Genomic DNA, 15,924 nt, shown 5'->3' on the forward strand with positions numbered 1-15,924 from the left:
GGCCGGGGCGGGCTCTCTTGCGGCGGACCGGCTGGTCCGCGCGGCGGATGGGTTCAGTGCACCGCCGGGCGGGCGCCGGCCGGGCTCTTCGTCTTGGCAGCGGTGAGCTTGGCGATCGCGGCGGCCTCGGCCTTGCCGGCCTTCGCCGCCACAATCTTGGCGGGTGCAGTCTTGGCGGGTGCAGCCTTGGCGGTCGCAGCCTTGGCGGTCGCGGCCTTGTGGGCCGAAGCCTTCGCGGTGTTCTTGGGAGCCGCAGCCTTGGATGCTTCGGCCTTAGGGGCCGCGACCTTGGATGCCGCGACCTTGGTGGGGGCGGCCTGCGCGGGCTCCGCCTTCGGGGCCTTGGCCGCCTTGGGCTTCAGCACCTTGGCGGGGCTCGGGGCGAGGCTCGCCTCGGTGGTGGCCTGCACGATGACCGGACCCGCCGCGCGGAACTCCGCCTCGGCCTGGAACCAATGCGCCTCGGCGCGACCGGACACGCGGCCCTCGTCCTCCCAGATGTAATAGGCGCGCTCGCGCACCCGCTGCTCCCGATGATCCATCGAACACTCCTCCTGATTGAACCTGCCCGGACGATGGAAGGGCGTGGTTAAGGAGGCGTTAACACCAATCTGGAGTTGTATCGCGCACCGATCCGGGGGGCGGCGGAGCGCCCCTATGCCCGCGACAGGCGGCGCGCATTCGCCCGCACCTTGCGGCGGTAGCCGGCCACGACCCGGGCGGTCGAGCCGCCGGTGGCGACCAAGAGGGCGGCCTCGCCCGCCGCCATGAACTTCTCGCTCACCATGCGCTGCGCCTCGACCTGCGCGGCCGAGCCGCCCGCGGAGAGCATCATCAGGCGCATGCCGATCACCTGCTGGGATTCGAGCGCCAGCATCGTGGCGTCCATCCCGAGCTTCCACCAAGCACCGAACATTCAGGCATTCTCCACCGACGGCCCTGGACAAGCCGCGCCGTGGCCCCGGGGTTCCGGGGCCGCGGCGCGGGTTTCGATCCGGCGGACCGCGATCGCCCGGATTGGCCGCGTCTCAATCGAAGCGGCGGCCCTTGGCGGAGGACCCGCCGAGGCTGATCTTCTTCGGGACGCCGGGCGCCGCCGGGGTCGGGGCGGCCTTGGCGGGCTTGAGGCGGGACTGGCCGTAGATCACCGCCCCGATCTCGTCGGCGGCCTGGATCAGCTCCTCGCGCTCGCAGGCCCGCGCCACCGTGAGGCCGAGCTGGTGCATGTGGCTCTTGCCGTAGAGATAGGCGGCGAGCTTCGCCCGGGTCAGGGGCGGGATCTGGGCCAGGATCTCGGGCAGGTCGTACTCGTCGGCCCGGTAGACCGCGCCGAGCAGGTCGAGGGAGACGGGGCAGTTCGGATCCGGCAGGGCGCCGCTGGTCGGATGGCTCTGGGTCATGGATCACCTCGCGTGGCAGGTTCGGGAAGGACGGATTCGGGAAGAGCGGGTTCCGGAGGGGTGGGGACGGTCCGGTCGGCGAGGGCGGCGAGGCTTGCCGGGGCGGGCCGGTTCTCGGCCTGCGCCCCGCTCCGCGCGCCGACGGCATTCCGCCGGGGTTCCTCGGCGGCGTTGCGTGCCGGCGCGGCGCCCTGCGGCTCCGGCCTCAGGCAGCCGGTGCAGACCGACGCGATGGCGATGCGCGCCCGCGCGGCGGCGCGCTCCCACACCGCCTCCCGGGCCGCGCGTGCCTGCCGGGCGATCTCGGCGTCGGCGAGGTCGCCCGACAGGGCCGCCGACCCGCCGCCGCCGAGGGAGGCCGGCATCTGCGGCCGGATGCGCAGGAACAGGGGCCGCTCGGCCGCCATGCCCCGGACCTCTTGCTGGGTGTCCTGCCGGATGTCCTGCGCCCGAGCCGGGTGCGCGACTGCGAGGGCCGAGGCGGCAAGGCTCGCGGCAAGGCCCATGGCTGTCAGGCTCGCGGCGGCGAGACGGCACGAAACTCCCGGCAGGCAGCCGCGCAGGCGACGCGTCATCCCTCACGTCCCTCAATCCTCGGTTGCGTCTCGGTGCGGTCGGGCAGGATCGGCGCCTCATGGTTAATCGCGACTTAAGGGACGGCCCCGGTCTAGGCGAGTCGCGGCCGGATCGGAAGCCGCCGGGCCCGCGCCGGGCGCCGGGCGGACCGGGCGCGGATGAGCGGAACCGGAATCGCGCCGCACGCCTTCGCGCGCCCACAAATCCTTGCACCTCACGAAATCGTGGCTAAGCTCCGCGGCGCGCTCCGGCACCCCGCATCCGATTCGTCGGTCGGGTGGTCCACAATTCCGTCCCGCGAAGGCGGCCGGTGGCGCCGGCACCACCCGGGTGCCCCCGGGTCTCGACTCACGGCGTCGAACCCACCCGCCGCGTCGAATTCGCCGCCGGCCGCGACGGCTCCCCGGGAGCCCGCGGCCTCGATCCCTCCTGCGTCGCGCGCTCCGCCCGAGGGCGGGGCACGGCGCGTCGCGACCCCGCCACGCGGCCCCGGCTCCGGGTGCCCCGATCCCTGCCTGTCGCCAGCGTTCGTGCGAGAAAGGAACCGCCCATGCAGCGCCACGAGCGTCGTCTCCTCGGCAAGGCCGCCATCTCGGTCGAGGGCCGCATCTCGATCAAGCAGACCCCGGACCGCGCCTGGCCGCGGGACCATGCGCGCCTGCGCCTCCTCGAACGGGCGGGCAGCCTGCAATGGGTCGGCACCCAGGCCGGCCCGCATATCGGCGGCACCTTCGCGACCTGGGCGATCACCGCGCAGGGCCGGGCCCGGCTCGGCGATCTGGAACCGGAGGAGACCCGTTAACGGCTCGTTAACCATGCAGGCGCAACCCTTTCCATGAGATCGGAGGGCTTCCCCATGATGATCGTCCCGCTGCTGGTCGAGATCGCCGAATCCGTCACCGACGGCCTGGTCGGCGGCTCGGTCCTCGTCTCGGTTCTCCTCGCGGGTTGGGCGCTCGGGCCCCGCCGCGCCGGGGTGCTGCAGCCGATGCTGCAGCCGGTGCGGATCCGCGCCGGTCGTTCCTGAGGCGCGCCTCAGGCCTCGCGCTCCCGCGCCGCGAGGGCGCGCCGCTCCTGCGCCCGGCCGAGCCAGAGGCTGTTCACGAGCCAGGCCAGCGAGAGCGGCACGGCGGTCGCCGCCACCGCCGTCGCGCCGAAGCCGAGCGCCCCGATGCCGGTGAACGACCAGGCGCCGACCTGGTCGCCGAGGCGGTAGACCACGGTATCGATGAAGCTCTTCGCCTTGTAGCGGTCCTCCCGGGGCACCACCGTGAACAGCACCTCGCGGATTGGGCGCGCGATGGCGAAGTTGCCGGCCCGGCGCAGCACCTGGAACGCCACGATCGCCGCGATGGTGGGCGCGAGCGCCAGCGCCGCGAAGCCGATCGCGCTGATGGCGGGCAGCAGCGCCAGCGTCCAGCCGACGCCGAGGCGGCGCACGATGCGGCCGGTGAGGAAGAGCTGCACCCCGAGCGTCAGCACGTTCACCAGGAGGTCGACCTGGGCGAAGAAGGCCGTCTGCGCCGCCTTGTCGGGGAAGCTGCGCTTGGCGATGCCGGCCTGCTCGAAATACAGGAAGGTCGAGGTCACCGAGAACAGCAGCAGGAACAGGCCGATATTCAGGAGGTAGGGGGATGCGAGCGTCCGGGTCAGGCCGGCCCAGATGCTGCCGCCGATGGCCGCCCGGGTCTCCGCCGCCGGCACCGCGTGCAGGCGCTCCGACAGGCGGGCGAGGCCCCGCATGCTGAACACCGCCGCCTCGAGGAGCACGACCGCGCAGAGCAGGAGCGCCCAGGTCGGCACGCTGCGGGCGAGCCCCGCGGTGGTGGCCGAGCCCGCGATCGCCCCGAGCGTCGCCCCGGCCGCGATGAAGCCGAACAGGCGCTTGCCCTGCTCGGTGTTGAACACGTCCACGATCGTGGCCCAGAAGATCGACACCACGAACAGGTTGAAGATCGAGAGCCAGACGAAGAACACCCGCCCGATCCAGATCTCGGCCTCGGGGGGCGCCAGCGCGAGTGCGAGGGCAAAGAGCAGGATGTTGAGGGCGAAGAACCGGTAGGTCAGCGGCACGAAGCGCGCCCGAGGCAGGGTCTTCACCAGAAAGCCGAACGGGACGTTGAGGGCCAGCATCCCCACCAGGGTGGCGGTGAACAGCCAGGGCAGGTTCTCGAGGCCGCTCGCCACGCCCATCTGGTCGCGGATCGGGCGCAGCACGTAATAGGCGGCCAGGATCGAGAAGATGTAGGCCCAGGACCAGGCGAGCGCCGGCCCCTCGCCCGGGCGGATGCCGATCAGGCGGGCGAGGGCGCCCCGCCCGCCCCCGGGGCCCGCGGGCTCATCCGCCGCCGGGCCCGCCGCTTTCTCGTCCCTCACGGGGCGAGACCGAGCTTGGCGCGCAGGTCCGGCGCCGAGAGCTCGTGGCCGAAGCCCGCCGAGCCCATGGCGAATGTGTCGGCGTCCTTGAGGCTGCCGACCACGACGGGATCGAAGCCCGCATCCGAGATCAGGCGCTTGACCAGGTCGAGCGCCGCTTCGTCGTCGCCCGCGATCGGGATCGCCATGCGGGGGGCGGGCCGGCCCGCATTCTGGGCGAAGACCTTGTAGTTCGCCGCGTTGAAGGCCCGCACGATCCGGGCGCCGGGGAAGTATTTGGCGCTCGTCGCGCCGATGCCGTTCGCCCGAACCTCGGTGTAGAGGTCGCCGTCGCGGGCCTGCGTGGCGTTGCCGGCATCGATCACGACCCGGCCCTTCAGGGCCTCCCCATAGGCCTTCGAGAGCTCCGGATAGGCCTTGTAGGGCACGGCGATCAGCACCGCCTCCCCGAACGCGATGGCCTCGGCCGGCATCCCGGCCTTCGCCCCCGCGCCGAGCCCCTCGACGAGGCCCTTCAGCTCCTCCGGGTGGCGCGAGGAGAACATCACCGGGTGCCCGGCCTTGACCCAGAGGCCGCCGATGGTGCCCCCGATATGGCCGGCTCCGATGATGCCGATGCGGGCGGGCGCCGCGCCCTCGGCCTCGGCCCTGCCCCCGAGGCCGAGGGCGCCGAGGCCGAGCGCGAGGCCGAGGAGGTGGCGGCGGTGGGGGGTGTCAGAGCGCATCGATCAGGGCCTCCATCTTGGCGCGGGTGGTCGCATCGGGCAGCCGGCCGCGGGCGGCGCCGAGGTTGTCCTCGACATACGAGGCCTTGGCCATCCCGGGGATCGGGCAGGTCACGGCCGGGTGGGCGATGACGTATTTCAGGAAGAATTGCGGCCAGCTCGCGCAGTCGAACTCGGCCGCCCAGGGCGGCAGCGCGCGGCCCTGCACCGCCTTGAACAGGCGGTCGCGCCCGAACGGCACGTTGACCATCACGGCCATGCCGCGCTCCTGCGCGAGCGGCAGGATGCGCTCGGCCGCGGCCCGGTTGTCGATGGCGTAATTGACCTGGATCGCGTCGAGGGCTTCCCGCCGCATCAGCGCCTCGAGCTCCGGGAACTGGCTGTCCCGCCAGACCGTGACGCCGAGATAGCGGATGCGCTTGCGCGCCTTGAGGTCGCGCAGGGTCGCGAGGTTGTTCTCGGGGTCGACGAGGTTATGCACCGCGACGAGGTCGATCACCGGGGTGCGCAGCCGCTCGAAGGAGCGCTCGATCTGGGCCGCCCCGGCGGCGCGGCCGGGCTCGCTGACCTTGCTGGCCAGGAACACCTTCTCGCGCAACGGTCCCGGCAGGATCAGGCCCAGCACGTCCTCGGCGGTGCCGTAGCTCGGCGCCGTGTCGATCACCGTGCCGCCGAGCGCGACGAAGCGCTCCACCGCCTCGCGCAAGGGGGCGACCTTGTCGGGCACCGGCTCGACCTCGTAGCGGCGCGAGGTGCCGATGCCGATGACCGGCAAGGCCTCGCCCGAGGACGGGATCGGCCGCCGGATCAGGGCGTCGGCGGGAGCCGCGGCCGGGGCGGCAGACTGGGCGGCAGACTGGGCACTTGCCTGGAGCGCGGCCGGCAGCAGGGCGGCCCCGGCCAGGATCGTGCGTCGGGATGGGAGCATGGCGGGCCTCCTCGCGCGGTGTCGGGCCCGCTCTCAGCTAGGGCGCAACCAGCGGTTTGAAGACGGTCCGGGGCGCCGAAGGCCCGGGATTTTTGTCGCGGATTGTTTCCGGCCGCGCTGGCGCGCGTGCCGCGGCCGGAGCGACCCGCCTCAATCCTCCTCGGGCGGGTCCTCGAATTCGGCGCCCTCGGTGTCGGGCGCGATCCGGTAGCGGTACTCGTCGATGGCCAGGAAGGCCCGGTGGGCGGCCTGCGCGTCGATGCCGTCGCGGACCACCAGGGTGTTGAAGGCGATGAACAGGGCGGCGATGCGCTGCGCCTCCGGCATCGCGTGGAGCGCCGAGGAACTGGCGCCGGCCGTCATCATGAAGCGTTTGGCCGCCCCGTCGGGATCGGGATGGGGCAGGATTGCGACCTGACCGGCGGTCTCCGGGCGCAGATCCGCCCAGCGGGCCGGCGTCCAGGCGATGATGGCCTCGAGCTGCTTCATGCCGGTCTCGTGCGCGATCCGGGCGGGTCGCGCAAGGTCGGCCCAGGCGGCACCGCGAGACTATCCGGGTGCTTCCGAAGCGGAACCCCGCCCGCGCCCGCCGGGGCTCAGGCGCCCCCGGCCCGGCGCGGCCAGAGCTGGACGATGTTGTCGGGGCCCAGAGGCTCTGAACCGTCCCGTCCCGCGCTGCGGCCCGACCCGAAATCGATCCAGCGCACCGCCAGGGTGCTGCCGCGGCGCGCGATGTGGCGCTCCAGCCGGCGCGCGGTCCAGGGCGGCGGCTTCGCGAACTTCTTCTGCATGGATGGAAAACCCCCCTCGAGATGGCGACCGGACCCCTGAGACGTCCCCGGAGCGTCGCGTAATGGCGGCCGATCGGTCCCTGCGAGTGAGCCGCGCCGCACATCCGTGCGCATCCCCCAAATGGGTGACGCGGGCGGACCTGCGTGAGACAACGTCAACGCGTGACGACCAGGCCGGAGAGCAGGCGGGCGAGATCGACCTGGCGCGACACCCCGGTCTTGGCGAAGGCCGCCTTGACCTGGCTTCGCACCGTCGCCTCCAGCACCCCCTGACCCCGCGCGAGGCCGGCGATCGTCGCCCCCTCGGCGATCCCGCGGGCAACCCGCGCCTCCGCGGCCGTGAGGTCGAACAGGCCCTGCAGAAGCTCGGCACCGGGCACCTGCCCCGGCACCACGGGCGTGAGCGCCAGGAGGGCGGCGCTGCCCGCGAAGATGTCGCGCGCCGCGCCGCGCACGGGCACCAGATGGGCGACCGTGGCGGGGTCCTCGCCCGAGGCCGGGATCGGGATCGAGCGCGCCGACCGGCCGGCCCCGCCCGCGAGCGCCCGGGCCAGGAGCGCGTCGGCGCGCGGATCCGAGAAGGCGACGCGGCTGCGCCCGTCGCGCACGATGCGGGGCATCAGGGCCTGCAGCAGGTCGTTGGCGGATTGCAGCTTGGCGTTGTGCGTCACGATCCCGGCCGGCAGGCCGAGCAGGGCCAGCGCCTCGACCGCGGCCCGCGCCCGCTCCAGCTGGAGCCGGGCCGAGAGCAGGGCCGCCCGCCCGAGATGCGGGCGCAGCCCGTCGAGCACCGCGACCGCCTCGCGGGGCACCGGCCCGTCCGCGTGGCGCCGCTCGATGCTGAAGACCAGGGTGTCGCCGGTCGGCATCGGGAAGGCCGTGGCGGTGGCCCAGCCGAGGCCGCGCGGCCGCAGGAAGTCCTGGATGATCGGATCCTGCGCGATCTCCTCCCGGCTATAGACGTCCTCCTCGAGGAGGAAGCCCGCATGCTGCGCTTCCAGCACCCGCGGGGTGCGGGTGTTGCGCTGGGCCCAGCCGCCGGCCAGGAACGCCTCGACGAAGCCGTCGAGGCCCGCGGTGTTGAGCCAGCGCAGGTTCTCCATCTCGGAGGCGAGCAGGACCGTGCCGGCCCCCCCGGCGATCTCCGTCATCAGGTCGAGGACGTCGATCCAGTGGTCGGGCAGGACCGACGCCTCGTAGATCTTGTCGATGAGGCTCACGGGGTCGAAGGCGCGCATCATCGCGCGGCCCCGGCGGGCGGGAGCGGGAATGACGCGGGCCCTGCGGGATGTCGCTGTGCGTCTTCCAGGATGGCAGGCACCAGAGGACTCGACGCTTCATCCCTCACGCACCTGTCTCCGTCATGGTACGAACGCGGACAAAGACTACCATGAGTTGTATAAAGACCAAGCGACAGCGGGATGATCGGGTCGGCTCAGCACTCTTCCGCGGGGAAAACCGGCAAAGGGTCGGCAAACGGACCGGCAAAAGGGCTGGCGAGTGGGTCGGCAAGTGGGTCTGCAAGTGGGTCTGCAAGACGGCCCGCAGGGGGCGGCACGGGTGGGGACCCGGCTCACCGCCCTTTGGAGCGGTCCTTGGGCGCCTCGGGGCGCGTCACCGCGAAGGGCATCGTGCGGGGGGGCTTGGCCTCGTCGATGCCCGCCTCCTGAACCTGCGGCTTGCCGGCGCAGATCGCCCGCGCCGTGAGGGGCTGCGGGGCCGCGCCGACCCCCAGGCAGTAGATGCTGGTCTCGTCCATGCCGGGCCGGTCGCCGCCGCTGCAGGTGCCGCTGACGGCGAACTCGTCGGCGCCGCAGCTGGCGACGCAGCGCCCGCCCTCCGCGCAATGCGCGGTCTGGACCCGCAATCCGCTCGCGGACCCGGATTTCCCCTCGGGGCCGGCGGGCCCCGCCGGTCCGGCCTCGCCGCGCTCGCCCGCCGGCCCGGGGGGGCCGCCGGCGCCGGCCGGGCCGGCTTCGCCCTTGGCGCCCTGCGGACCCGCGGGCCCGGCCGGGCCGACCTCCCCCTTGGCGCCCTGCGGCCCCTCCGGGCCCTGCGGGCCGGCGCTGCCCTGCGGCCCGCGCGGGCCGATCTGGGCAGGCGGCGGGGCGGCATGCGCCTGCAGGGCGCCCCGCTGGACCGGAGCGGCCTGCGCCGCACCCTCGGGGCCGCGCTGGCCGCAGAAGCCGATGACGGCCTGCCGGGTCTCGCTCCCGGATTTCAGGGTCACGATGCAGCTCGCCGGGTGGTAGACCACGCGGAACAGGAAGCGTCCGTCCTTGTCGGCGACGGTGGTGTTCTTCTCGTCGAGGAGGATCGTGGCGGCCTGGGCCGGGCTGACGCGCCCGCTCACCCGCAACTCGCCTCCGGTGATCATCGCCTGATCGACCAGGAGCTCGGCCCGGGCCGGCGCGCAGGCCAGCATCATCAAGCTCACGAGCGAGACGCGAAGAATCATCTGCCAGGCTCTCGCTGACGAAATCTGTACAGCGAAACTATAGCGAACCGCCCGCACCGTCCATGAATAGTGCGGATTCATACCCAGCCGATGGCGCGCTCACGCGAGGCGATCCGCGGGCTCGGCGCCCTCGGGATTCGGCCGGGGCCGCGGGGCCGTGCCGGCCGGTCGCTTCGCGCCGCGTGGTCCGCCGGCGCGCGGCCGAGATCGTCCAGAATCACGATGCCGAGGAAGGTACAGGCCTGTGCGGGCGCGGTGCGCGCGAGGACAGCCAGGGCCGAGGCGCGCACGGTTGCCCGGCGAACAGGATCCATGAGGGCCGAATCCTGCCCGCGGGCGCCGCCTATTGCAGGCCCCGCGTGATCACCCAGCCGACCCAGAGCAGGACCGTCACCGAGGCGAAGTTGAGGAACAGGGCGCCGGCCAGGGGGCCCTGCGTGCGGGCGAGGAATTTCCACCAGCCGAGCGTATCGCCGTGCAGATGCCCTGCGGGGTGGTGCAGGTGGCCTGCGGGGTGGCGATGGTGCAGCTTCCACATCATCAGCGTCCCTCTGTCAACGGGAGCGAGACAAGGATTCATAGCATGCCGGCTCGGTGCCCGGCGAGCAATTTCGCGGAATTCGCTCGATCCGCGCGCCTTGAATTCGAATCCGGCAAGGGAAAGCTTGGTTTCCGTCCGGATCGGTGCCGAAGACCAGGTTTTGTCATCGCGAATACATTGCTCAGGCCTCCGGTTCGTCGGGGCCGCGCGCCTCGTGGGTGCTGAGCTCGCGCGGCGACAGGCCCAGGACCGCGCCGACGGCCTCGATCGAGCGCGGGTCGAGGACGGGACGGGCCTCCTCGATGGCGCGGATCAGGTCGGGCTCGACCGCGGCGAGGCGCGCCAGGGTGGCCACGCTGAAGGCGCAGTCGCGCCGGCGGGCCTGGAAGCGCTGGGCCAGGCTCACGGCCAGGCTCACCGCGAGGGGCGTCGGGTCGTTCGGAGCGTCGTTCATCGGCGTCTGTACGAATTAATACGCGCCAGGGTTTCAGGTTGCGTAATGAATGCAATTCCAGGGCGCCGCGGCCTCACTGCGTCAGCTGGCCGACGCTGAGGATCGCCCCCATGACCGAGAGGATCAGGCCGCCGATCAGGCCGCCGATCGCGATGGTGACGAGGGGCGTCAGCAGGCCGAGGAGGCGGTCGATGCGCTCGCGGGTCTGGCGCTCGTGCATCTCGGCGGCGTGGAGCAGCACGCTGGGCAGCCGGTTCACCTGCTCGCCGCTGGCGATGAGGTTGAGGGTCGAGGGGGCGTAGGGCTGGAGGGCGGCGAGGCCCGAGGCGAGGCTGCCGCCCTCGGCGAGCCGTCGCCCCGCCGCCCCGAGGGCGTCCCGGAACACGGCGTTGCGCGGCAGCGGCCGGGTGGCCGCCACCGCGTCGGGGATCGGCACCTCGGCCTGGAGCAGCGTGCCGAGCACCCGGCAGAGCCGGCCGAACTCCGCTCCCGCCACGATCTCGCGCAGGAGCGGCAGGCGCAGGGCCAGCCGCGCCCGCCAGGCGCCGAAGCCCGGGCGCCCCCAGGACCGGGCCAGGACGAGGCCCGCGAGCCCCAGGCCCGCGAGCGCGTGCGGCCAGAAGGCGGCCGTGAGGGCCCCGAGCCCTGCGGCGGCCCGGATCGCGAAGGGCGGCGCCTGGCCGCTGCCCTCGAAGAGCGGCGACAGGGCCGGCACCAGGACGCCCACCACCATCGCGAGGGTGCCGATCGCCATGGCGACGAGGAGGGCGGGATAGACCATCGCGGAGGCGAGGTGGCGCCGCACCGCGTCCCGCCGCTCGAGCGAAACGCTGAGGGTCCCGACCACGTCGACGAGGCGGCCCGTGGCCTCGCCTGCCCGCACCGCATCGACCATGTCGCGCGGGAAGGCCTCGGGATGGGCCGCCATCGCCCGCGACAGGCTGGCCCCGGAGACGACGCGCTCGAGGAGGTCGGCCAGGATCGGCCGCAGCGCGGCCGAGGCTTGGCGCTCCACGAGGCGCAGGGCCCGGTCGACGGTGAGCCCGGCACCGAGCAACGTGCCGAATTCCTTGAGGAAGCCGATCCGGGCGGCATCGTTGACCCGGTCGCGGCCGAGGAGGTCGCGGGACCAGAACGGCGCGCCCCCCCGCGGCGCCGGGGTGATCTCGAAGACCTGCAGCCCCTCCCCGCGCAGGGCCGAGACGGCGCGCTCGCGCCCCGCCGCCTCGATGCGGCCGGCGCGGATCCAGCCGTCCGGCCCGTAGGCCCGGTAGGCGAAGGCCGGCATCAGACCAGCCCCTCGAAGACGCGGCCGATCTCGTCGAGGGTGGTGTCGCCCGCGATCACCCGGGCGCGCGCGGTCTCGGCGAGGCTCGCCATGCCGCCCTCCCGGGCGGCCCGCGTCAGCCGTCCCTCGTCCGCCCCCTCCGCGAGCAGGGCGCGCAGGCCCGCGTCGAGGACCATGATCTCCGAGACCACCATCCGGCCCCGGTATCCCGAGCCGTTGCAGGCCGGGCAGCCGCAGGCCCGGCGCAGCCGGAGCGGCTCGCCGGCCGCGCGCCCGAGGCGCAGCCGCGCCTCGGCGGTCGCCGGGACCCAGACGGCGCAATCCGGGCAGACCCGGCGCACGAGGCGCTGGGCCACGACGCCGTTCAGGGTCGCGGCGATGAGGAAGGGCGCGACGCCCATGTCGACGAGGCGCGTCACCGTGGCGGGCGCCGAGTTGGTGTGCAGCGTCGAGACCACGAGATGGCCCGTGAGCGAGGCCTGGACGGCGATGCGGGCGGTCTCGCCGTCGCGGATCTCGCCCACCATCACGACGTCCGGGTCCTGGCGCAGGATCGACCGCAGGGCGGCGGCGAAATCGAGCCCGATGCCCGGATGGGCCTGGACCTGATTGACCCCCGCCATCCGGTACTCCACCGGGTCCTCGACCGTGACCACCTTGAGGTGCGGGCCGTTGAGGCGCTTGAGGGCGGCGTAGAGGGTCGTGGTCTTGCCGCTGCCGGTGGGGCCGGTGACGAGGACGAGGCCGTTCGGCTTGCCCGTCATCGCGGCGATCTCGGCGATCGCCGCCGCGTCGAAGCCGAGCCCGGCGAAATCCGCGATGCCGCGGGAGCCGTCGAGGACGCGCAGCACCACGCTCTCGCCATGGGCGGTCGGCAGGGTGGAGACGCGGATGTCGACGTCCTGGCCCCGGTCCGAGACCTTCATGCGCCCGTCCTGCGGCAGGCGCCGCTCGGCGATGTTGAGGCCCGCCAGGATCTTGATGCGGGTGGTGAGCGCGAGCTGGGCGGATTTCGCCAGCCGCTCCGCCTCGATCAGCACCCCGTCGACCCGGTAGCGCACCCGCACGTCGCTCGCCTCGGCCTCCACGTGGATGTCGGGGGCCTGCAGCTCGAAGGCCTTGCGCACGAGCCGGGCGGCGAGGCGCACGATCGGGGCCTGGCTCGCCACGTCCTGCAGCCGGGCGAGGTCGTCGTCGAGGCCCGTGGCCTCCCCGTCCTCCGCCGCGGAGCCCGCCTCGCCGTAGACGGCCCGGTGCGCCCGCTCGAAGGCGCCGGGTCCGACGATGCACAAGCTGACGCGCCGGTCGGTGAGGTGCTCCAGGGCCGGGACGATCTCGGGGTCGAACACGTCGACCGCCGCCACCGTCAGCGCCGCCCCGGAGGCCGCGAGGGGCAGCACCCGGGCGCGGGCGCAGTACTCGGCGCCGATCTCCCCCGGCAGGACGGGTTCCGCCGGCACGTCCTCCTCGCGCAGGAAGGCCAGGCCGCTCAGGTCGGCCAGCGCGGTGACGAGGGTCGCCTCGTGGACGAGGCCGAGCTCGGTCAGCAGGATGGGCAGCGGGCGCCGCCCCGGCAGGTCGAGGGCCGCGCGGGCGCGGGCATGGCCGGCCTCGTCGAGCACCTGGCGGCGCGCGAGATCGGCCAGGATGCCGCGGGCCGCGTCGAGGCGGTCGCGGGCCGGGCCGCGCCGGTCGGCCTGGATCCGGCGCGGCCGGCGCTTGCCGGCCCAGATGGTGAGCATGCCCGAAACGTCCTGGATCGCGGGGGCTCGGGCGCCCCGACGATCGGAGCGTCCGCTTAAATCAAATGAAACACCCGCCGCGTTAAGATTGCGTCTCGGGACTCGACCTCGCAATACTGCAACCAAAAGTAGAGAATGAGCGGAATTCACTCTTCGTTGGCCGGAGCATCTCCGCCCGCCCTCGCCACGGCGCGGGGCGCGCTGGCCTGGTGGCTCGCGGAGATCGGCGGCCTCGTCGGCCGGGCCGAGGCGCGGCCGGACCGGGCGCCGGCGGCGCTGACGATCCGGCTCGGGGCCCCCGGCGCGGCCTGCGGCCTGAGCGTCACGGACCGGCGCGGGGCGGCCGCCCGCACCTATCACCTCGCCCCCGGGGCCGAGGACCTGCCCGAAGACCTGCCCGAGCGCCTCCGGGCGATCCGGGGCGCCGGGCGCGGGGCGGTCGCCGCCAAGGTGCTGGTCGATCCCGCCGCCTGCTTCGTGCGCGACCTCACCCTGCCGGCCGCGTCCCTGCCGCGGATGCGCGACCTCCTCGCCCAGGAACTCGAGGCCGCGACCCCGTTCCGCCAGGACGGCGTCCATGCCGATTGGTACGTCGAGGGCGAGGATGCGCAGGCCCGCACCCTCAAGGTGCGCCACGTCATCCTCAAGCGCGCCCGGCTCGATCCGCTGCTCGAGGCCGTGCGGGCCGCCGGCCTCGTGCCCGGGCCGGTGACGGTGGGGCGGGCGGAGGACCAGGCCATGCCGGTCGATCTCCTCAGCGGCGGCCACCGGCCGATGCCGCGGGCGCTGCGGGGCCTCAAGCCGGGGGATCTCGGGCTTCTCGCCCTCGCGCTTCTCCTCGGCGCCGGGGCGCTCGCGGGCTGGCAGGCGCATCAGGCCGCGACCCTCGAGGCGCTCGACGCCAACATCCTGGCGGCGCGCCGGGCCGCCGGGCCCCCCCTGCCCCCGGCCCTCCAGGCGGGCGCGCAGGCCCTCGCGGCCGAGCGGGCATCGAATCCGCCCGTCGCGGCGATCTGGGACGCGGTGGCGGCGGCCCTGCCGGACACGATGAGCGCCGAGGCCCTGCGCCTCGACGGGGCCGGCCTGACCCTGACGCTGACCGCCCCGGAGGCGGGCGCGGCCCTGCGGGCGCTCGCGGGCGCGGCCCTGCCGGGTCTCGGCGCGCCGATCCTGCGGGAGGAGGCCGGCCCCGCGAGCCCGGGGGCGCAAGGCGGCCCCGGCCGGACGCGCCTCACCCTGGTTCTGCCCCGCCAGGGCGCCCCGCGATGATGGTCCCGCCTGCCCTCTCGGGTCGGCCCGTCCCGGGCGGGCGGGCGCTGGCCCTGGCGCTCCTCGGCCTCGTCCTCGCCGGGGGGATCGCCGTCCTGGGCGGCCCCGTGGCCGATCTCCTCGCGGCGCGGGAGCAGATCGCCGACGCGCGTTCGCGCCTCGCGCGGATGCGGGAGGCCGCCGCCCGGCCCGCTCCGGCCGCCCCCCTCTGGGCCGCCGACGGGCCGGCCCTCCTGGCGGCGTTCCGGGCGCGGCTCGACGGGCTCGCGGCCGGGCGCGCGGTGCTGATCGACGCGGCCCGCCTGGAGATCGACCCGGCGCGGCCGGGCGCCCCGCGCCTCGCCGCCGAGCTGCGGGGCAGCGCCGAGGGCCTGCACGGGCTGCTGCAGGATCTCGAGGGCGGGAGCCCGCAGGTCGCGATCGCGCGCGCGGAACTCGCGGTCCTCCGCCCGGCCGAGGCCGAGGCGGAGCGCCCGACGCTGATGCGCCTCGCCCTGGCGGTCCGGGGCCTCGTGATCCCGGCCGCCGACGGCGCGGAGGCGCCCCGATGAACCCCCCGATTCCCACCTTGCGCGCGGGCCTCGCGGGCACCAGCCCCCTGCCCCGGGCGGGCGCGGCCCTGATGGGCCTCCTGGCCGTCGCGGCCCTCGCCTGGCCCGTCGACGGCACGGCCCCGCCCGCTGCGGCGCCGGTGGCGCGTCCCGTTGCCGAGGGACCGGGCGCCGCCCTCGCCCGGCCCCTGTTCGACCCGCTGCGGCGCGCCTGGACGGCGCGCGGCAGCCGCGCCGACCTCGCGGTCGAGGCGCCGACGGCGCTGCGGGTGCGCGGCATCCTGGTGGAGGCCCGGGCCCGGCTGGCCCTGATCGATGACGGAGGCCCGGAGCCCGCCTGGCTCGGCGAGGGGGCGGGCCGCGGCGCCTGGCGCGTCGTCGGGATCGAGCCCGGCCAGGTCCGGATCAGCGACGGCGGCCGCCTCTACACGCTCGATTTCCTGGGCGAGCCCGTGCCCCTGCGCCCCCCGCCGCGCCGGCCGGCGGCCGCCGGGGCCGCGGCCGGGCCCCCGGCCGGCGCCTCCGCCCCCCTCGGGTTGCGGCCGAGCCTCGCCGCGGCCGATGCCCCCGTGCGCCGCATCGCCATCGCGCCGTAGTTCTGGCGCTGAGGACCTGTTCGCGAGGTCCGCTTGCGGCCGAGTGTGCGAGAACGCGGAGGCGGTAGAAAGATCTTCTCCGAAACAGCCTGAGCGGCGCTGTTCTCGGCATCCGCGCAGCGTTGGGGCAGTCCTCCAGCAGGGCTGCCTGTCTGCTACGTAGAGGATTGTTCTGCAAATTGGGGTGCACTTCCGTTTTCACACAGCGGGCACCGATAGCGGAAGTTGA

The 15,924-nt window shown here is 74.3% G+C and carries 21 protein-coding genes; 5 read left to right on the plus strand and 16 right to left on the minus strand.

What is annotated here, in order from left to right; translation table 11 throughout:
* Nucleotides 1–53: 53 nt before the first annotated feature.
* From F6X53_RS09115 to F6X53_RS33115, 4 genes are all read right to left on the minus strand, one after another.
* The gene (locus tag F6X53_RS09115; protein WP_150999680.1) at nucleotides 54–542 is read right to left on the minus strand and encodes a DUF2934 domain-containing protein; all 489 of its coding nucleotides are present in this window, start codon (nucleotides 540–542) and stop codon (nucleotides 54–56) included.
* A gap of 113 nt (nucleotides 543–655) precedes the next feature.
* A complete protein-coding gene (locus F6X53_RS09120) occupies nucleotides 656–916 on the minus strand; it encodes a hypothetical protein (protein WP_150999682.1) in 261 nt (86 codons plus the stop codon).
* Between the two features lie 112 nt (nucleotides 917–1,028).
* Nucleotides 1,029–1,400 (minus strand): hypothetical protein, encoded by a 372-nt coding sequence (locus F6X53_RS09125; RefSeq protein ID WP_150999684.1) that lies wholly within the window; start codon nucleotides 1,398–1,400, stop codon nucleotides 1,029–1,031.
* Nucleotides 1,397–1,975 carry a hypothetical protein gene (locus F6X53_RS33115; RefSeq protein WP_238297716.1) on the minus strand — a complete coding sequence of 193 codons (579 nt, stop codon included), beginning with the start codon at nucleotides 1,973–1,975 and terminating at the stop codon, nucleotides 1,397–1,399. The genes F6X53_RS09125 and F6X53_RS33115 overlap by 4 nt, the downstream gene beginning before the upstream one ends.
* 551 nt (nucleotides 1,976–2,526) lie before the next feature.
* On the opposite strand from F6X53_RS33115, the gene F6X53_RS09135 reads away from it, so the two are divergent.
* Nucleotides 2,527–2,778, plus strand: coding sequence for a hypothetical protein (locus F6X53_RS09135; RefSeq protein WP_150999686.1), 252 nt, complete (start codon nucleotides 2,527–2,529; stop codon nucleotides 2,776–2,778).
* A gap of 54 nt (nucleotides 2,779–2,832) precedes the next feature.
* The gene (locus F6X53_RS32270) at nucleotides 2,833–3,003 is read left to right on the plus strand and encodes a hypothetical protein (protein ID WP_191970757.1); all 171 of its coding nucleotides are present in this window, start codon (nucleotides 2,833–2,835) and stop codon (nucleotides 3,001–3,003) included.
* 8 nt (nucleotides 3,004–3,011) lie between these two features.
* On the opposite strand, the gene F6X53_RS09140 is transcribed toward F6X53_RS32270, so the two are convergent.
* The 12 genes from F6X53_RS09140 to F6X53_RS09190 all read right to left on the minus strand — a co-directional run bounded on the left by F6X53_RS09140 (nucleotide 3,012) and on the right by F6X53_RS09190 (nucleotide 13,279).
* Nucleotides 3,012–4,274 (minus strand): NTP/NDP exchange transporter, encoded by a 1,263-nt coding sequence (locus F6X53_RS09140; protein WP_150999755.1) that lies wholly within the window; start codon nucleotides 4,272–4,274, stop codon nucleotides 3,012–3,014.
* A 74-nt stretch (nucleotides 4,275–4,348) separates the two neighbouring features.
* On the minus strand, nucleotides 4,349–5,077 hold the full coding sequence (locus tag F6X53_RS09145; protein ID WP_150999688.1) for an NADPH-dependent F420 reductase: 729 nt from the start codon (nucleotides 5,075–5,077) through the stop codon (nucleotides 4,349–4,351).
* On the minus strand, nucleotides 5,067–6,005 hold the full coding sequence (locus F6X53_RS09150; protein ID WP_150999690.1) for an aldo/keto reductase: 939 nt from the start codon (nucleotides 6,003–6,005) through the stop codon (nucleotides 5,067–5,069). Before F6X53_RS09150 ends, F6X53_RS09145 begins: the two co-directional genes overlap by 11 nt.
* A 150-nt stretch (nucleotides 6,006–6,155) precedes the next feature.
* Nucleotides 6,156–6,494 carry a hypothetical protein gene (locus tag F6X53_RS09155; RefSeq protein WP_150999692.1) on the minus strand — a complete coding sequence of 113 codons (339 nt, stop codon included), beginning with the start codon at nucleotides 6,492–6,494 and terminating at the stop codon, nucleotides 6,156–6,158.
* Between the two features lie 107 nt (nucleotides 6,495–6,601).
* On the minus strand, nucleotides 6,602–6,796 hold the full coding sequence (locus F6X53_RS09160; RefSeq protein WP_150999694.1) for a hypothetical protein: 195 nt from the start codon (nucleotides 6,794–6,796) through the stop codon (nucleotides 6,602–6,604).
* Between the two features lie 155 nt (nucleotides 6,797–6,951).
* Nucleotides 6,952–8,037, minus strand: coding sequence for a helix-turn-helix transcriptional regulator (locus F6X53_RS09165; protein ID WP_150999696.1), 1,086 nt, complete (start codon nucleotides 8,035–8,037; stop codon nucleotides 6,952–6,954).
* A gap of 332 nt (nucleotides 8,038–8,369) precedes the next feature.
* Nucleotides 8,370–9,254 (minus strand): collagen-like domain-containing protein, encoded by an 885-nt coding sequence (locus tag F6X53_RS09170; RefSeq protein ID WP_150999698.1) that lies wholly within the window; start codon nucleotides 9,252–9,254, stop codon nucleotides 8,370–8,372.
* A 77-nt stretch (nucleotides 9,255–9,331) separates the two neighbouring features.
* Nucleotides 9,332–9,568 (minus strand): hypothetical protein, encoded by a 237-nt coding sequence (locus F6X53_RS32275; protein ID WP_191970758.1) that lies wholly within the window; start codon nucleotides 9,566–9,568, stop codon nucleotides 9,332–9,334.
* 29 nt (nucleotides 9,569–9,597) lie between these two features.
* Nucleotides 9,598–9,795, minus strand: coding sequence for a hypothetical protein (locus tag F6X53_RS09175; RefSeq protein WP_150999700.1), 198 nt, complete (start codon nucleotides 9,793–9,795; stop codon nucleotides 9,598–9,600).
* 181 nt (nucleotides 9,796–9,976) lie between these two features.
* Nucleotides 9,977–10,249 (minus strand): helix-turn-helix domain-containing protein, encoded by a 273-nt coding sequence (locus F6X53_RS09180; RefSeq protein WP_150999702.1) that lies wholly within the window; start codon nucleotides 10,247–10,249, stop codon nucleotides 9,977–9,979.
* Between the two features lie 73 nt (nucleotides 10,250–10,322).
* Nucleotides 10,323–11,537 carry a type II secretion system F family protein gene (locus F6X53_RS09185; RefSeq protein WP_150999704.1) on the minus strand — a complete coding sequence of 405 codons (1,215 nt, stop codon included), beginning with the start codon at nucleotides 11,535–11,537 and terminating at the stop codon, nucleotides 10,323–10,325.
* The gene (locus F6X53_RS09190; protein WP_150999706.1) at nucleotides 11,537–13,279 is read right to left on the minus strand and encodes a GspE/PulE family protein; all 1,743 of its coding nucleotides are present in this window, start codon (nucleotides 13,277–13,279) and stop codon (nucleotides 11,537–11,539) included. The genes F6X53_RS09185 and F6X53_RS09190 overlap by 1 nt, the downstream gene beginning before the upstream one ends.
* A gap of 156 nt (nucleotides 13,280–13,435) precedes the next feature.
* Here F6X53_RS09190 and F6X53_RS09195 point away from each other — a divergent pair, with 156 nt between their 5' ends.
* Genes F6X53_RS09195 through F6X53_RS09205 form a run of 3 tightly spaced genes read left to right on the plus strand, consistent with a single transcriptional unit; the run spans nucleotide 13,436 to nucleotide 15,695 of the window.
* Entirely contained in the window at nucleotides 13,436–14,548 is a 1,113-nt protein-coding gene (locus F6X53_RS09195) for a hypothetical protein (RefSeq protein WP_150999708.1), read from the plus strand.
* Nucleotides 14,545–15,099 (plus strand): hypothetical protein, encoded by a 555-nt coding sequence (locus F6X53_RS09200; RefSeq protein WP_150999709.1) that lies wholly within the window; start codon nucleotides 14,545–14,547, stop codon nucleotides 15,097–15,099. Before F6X53_RS09195 ends, F6X53_RS09200 begins: the two co-directional genes overlap by 4 nt.
* Nucleotides 15,096–15,695 carry a hypothetical protein gene (locus F6X53_RS09205; RefSeq protein WP_150999710.1) on the plus strand — a complete coding sequence of 200 codons (600 nt, stop codon included), beginning with the start codon at nucleotides 15,096–15,098 and terminating at the stop codon, nucleotides 15,693–15,695. Before F6X53_RS09200 ends, F6X53_RS09205 begins: the two co-directional genes overlap by 4 nt.
* Nucleotides 15,696–15,924: the final 229 nt, after the last annotated feature.

It is taken from the genome of Methylobacterium soli (assembly GCF_008806385.1).
GTDB lineage: Bacteria > Pseudomonadota > Alphaproteobacteria > Rhizobiales > Beijerinckiaceae > Methylobacterium > Methylobacterium soli.

Bases quoted from the DNA above. Each gene is read 5' to 3' on its own strand.
- F6X53_RS09115 (WP_150999680.1), bottom strand. From the start codon at position 542: ATGGATCATCGGGAGCAGCGGGTGCGCGAGCGCGCCTATTACATCTGG.
- F6X53_RS09120 (WP_150999682.1), bottom strand. From the start codon at position 916: ATGTTCGGTGCTTGGTGGAAGCTCGGGATGGACGCCACGATGCTGGCG.
- F6X53_RS09125 (WP_150999684.1), bottom strand. From the start codon at position 1,400: ATGACCCAGAGCCATCCGACCAGCGGCGCCCTGCCGGATCCGAACTGC.
- F6X53_RS33115 (WP_238297716.1), bottom strand. From the start codon at position 1,975: ATGACGCGTCGCCTGCGCGGCTGCCTGCCGGGAGTTTCGTGCCGTCTC.
- F6X53_RS09135 (WP_150999686.1), top strand. From the start codon at position 2,527: ATGCAGCGCCACGAGCGTCGTCTCCTCGGCAAGGCCGCCATCTCGGTC.
- F6X53_RS32270 (WP_191970757.1), top strand. From the start codon at position 2,833: ATGATGATCGTCCCGCTGCTGGTCGAGATCGCCGAATCCGTCACCGAC.
- F6X53_RS09145 (WP_150999688.1), bottom strand. From the start codon at position 5,077: ATGCGCTCTGACACCCCCCACCGCCGCCACCTCCTCGGCCTCGCGCTC.
- F6X53_RS09150 (WP_150999690.1), bottom strand. From the start codon at position 6,005: ATGCTCCCATCCCGACGCACGATCCTGGCCGGGGCCGCCCTGCTGCCG.
- F6X53_RS09155 (WP_150999692.1), bottom strand. From the start codon at position 6,494: ATGAAGCAGCTCGAGGCCATCATCGCCTGGACGCCGGCCCGCTGGGCG.
- F6X53_RS09160 (WP_150999694.1), bottom strand. From the start codon at position 6,796: ATGCAGAAGAAGTTCGCGAAGCCGCCGCCCTGGACCGCGCGCCGGCTG.
- F6X53_RS09165 (WP_150999696.1), bottom strand. From the start codon at position 8,037: ATGATGCGCGCCTTCGACCCCGTGAGCCTCATCGACAAGATCTACGAG.
- F6X53_RS09170 (WP_150999698.1), bottom strand. From the start codon at position 9,254: ATGATTCTTCGCGTCTCGCTCGTGAGCTTGATGATGCTGGCCTGCGCG.
- F6X53_RS32275 (WP_191970758.1), bottom strand. From the start codon at position 9,568: ATGGATCCTGTTCGCCGGGCAACCGTGCGCGCCTCGGCCCTGGCTGTC.
- F6X53_RS09175 (WP_150999700.1), bottom strand. From the start codon at position 9,795: ATGATGTGGAAGCTGCACCATCGCCACCCCGCAGGCCACCTGCACCAC.
- F6X53_RS09180 (WP_150999702.1), bottom strand. From the start codon at position 10,249: ATGAACGACGCTCCGAACGACCCGACGCCCCTCGCGGTGAGCCTGGCC.
- F6X53_RS09185 (WP_150999704.1), bottom strand. From the start codon at position 11,537: ATGCCGGCCTTCGCCTACCGGGCCTACGGGCCGGACGGCTGGATCCGC.
- F6X53_RS09190 (WP_150999706.1), bottom strand. From the start codon at position 13,279: ATGCTCACCATCTGGGCCGGCAAGCGCCGGCCGCGCCGGATCCAGGCC.
- F6X53_RS09200 (WP_150999709.1), top strand. From the start codon at position 14,545: ATGATGGTCCCGCCTGCCCTCTCGGGTCGGCCCGTCCCGGGCGGGCGG.
- F6X53_RS09205 (WP_150999710.1), top strand. From the start codon at position 15,096: ATGAACCCCCCGATTCCCACCTTGCGCGCGGGCCTCGCGGGCACCAGC.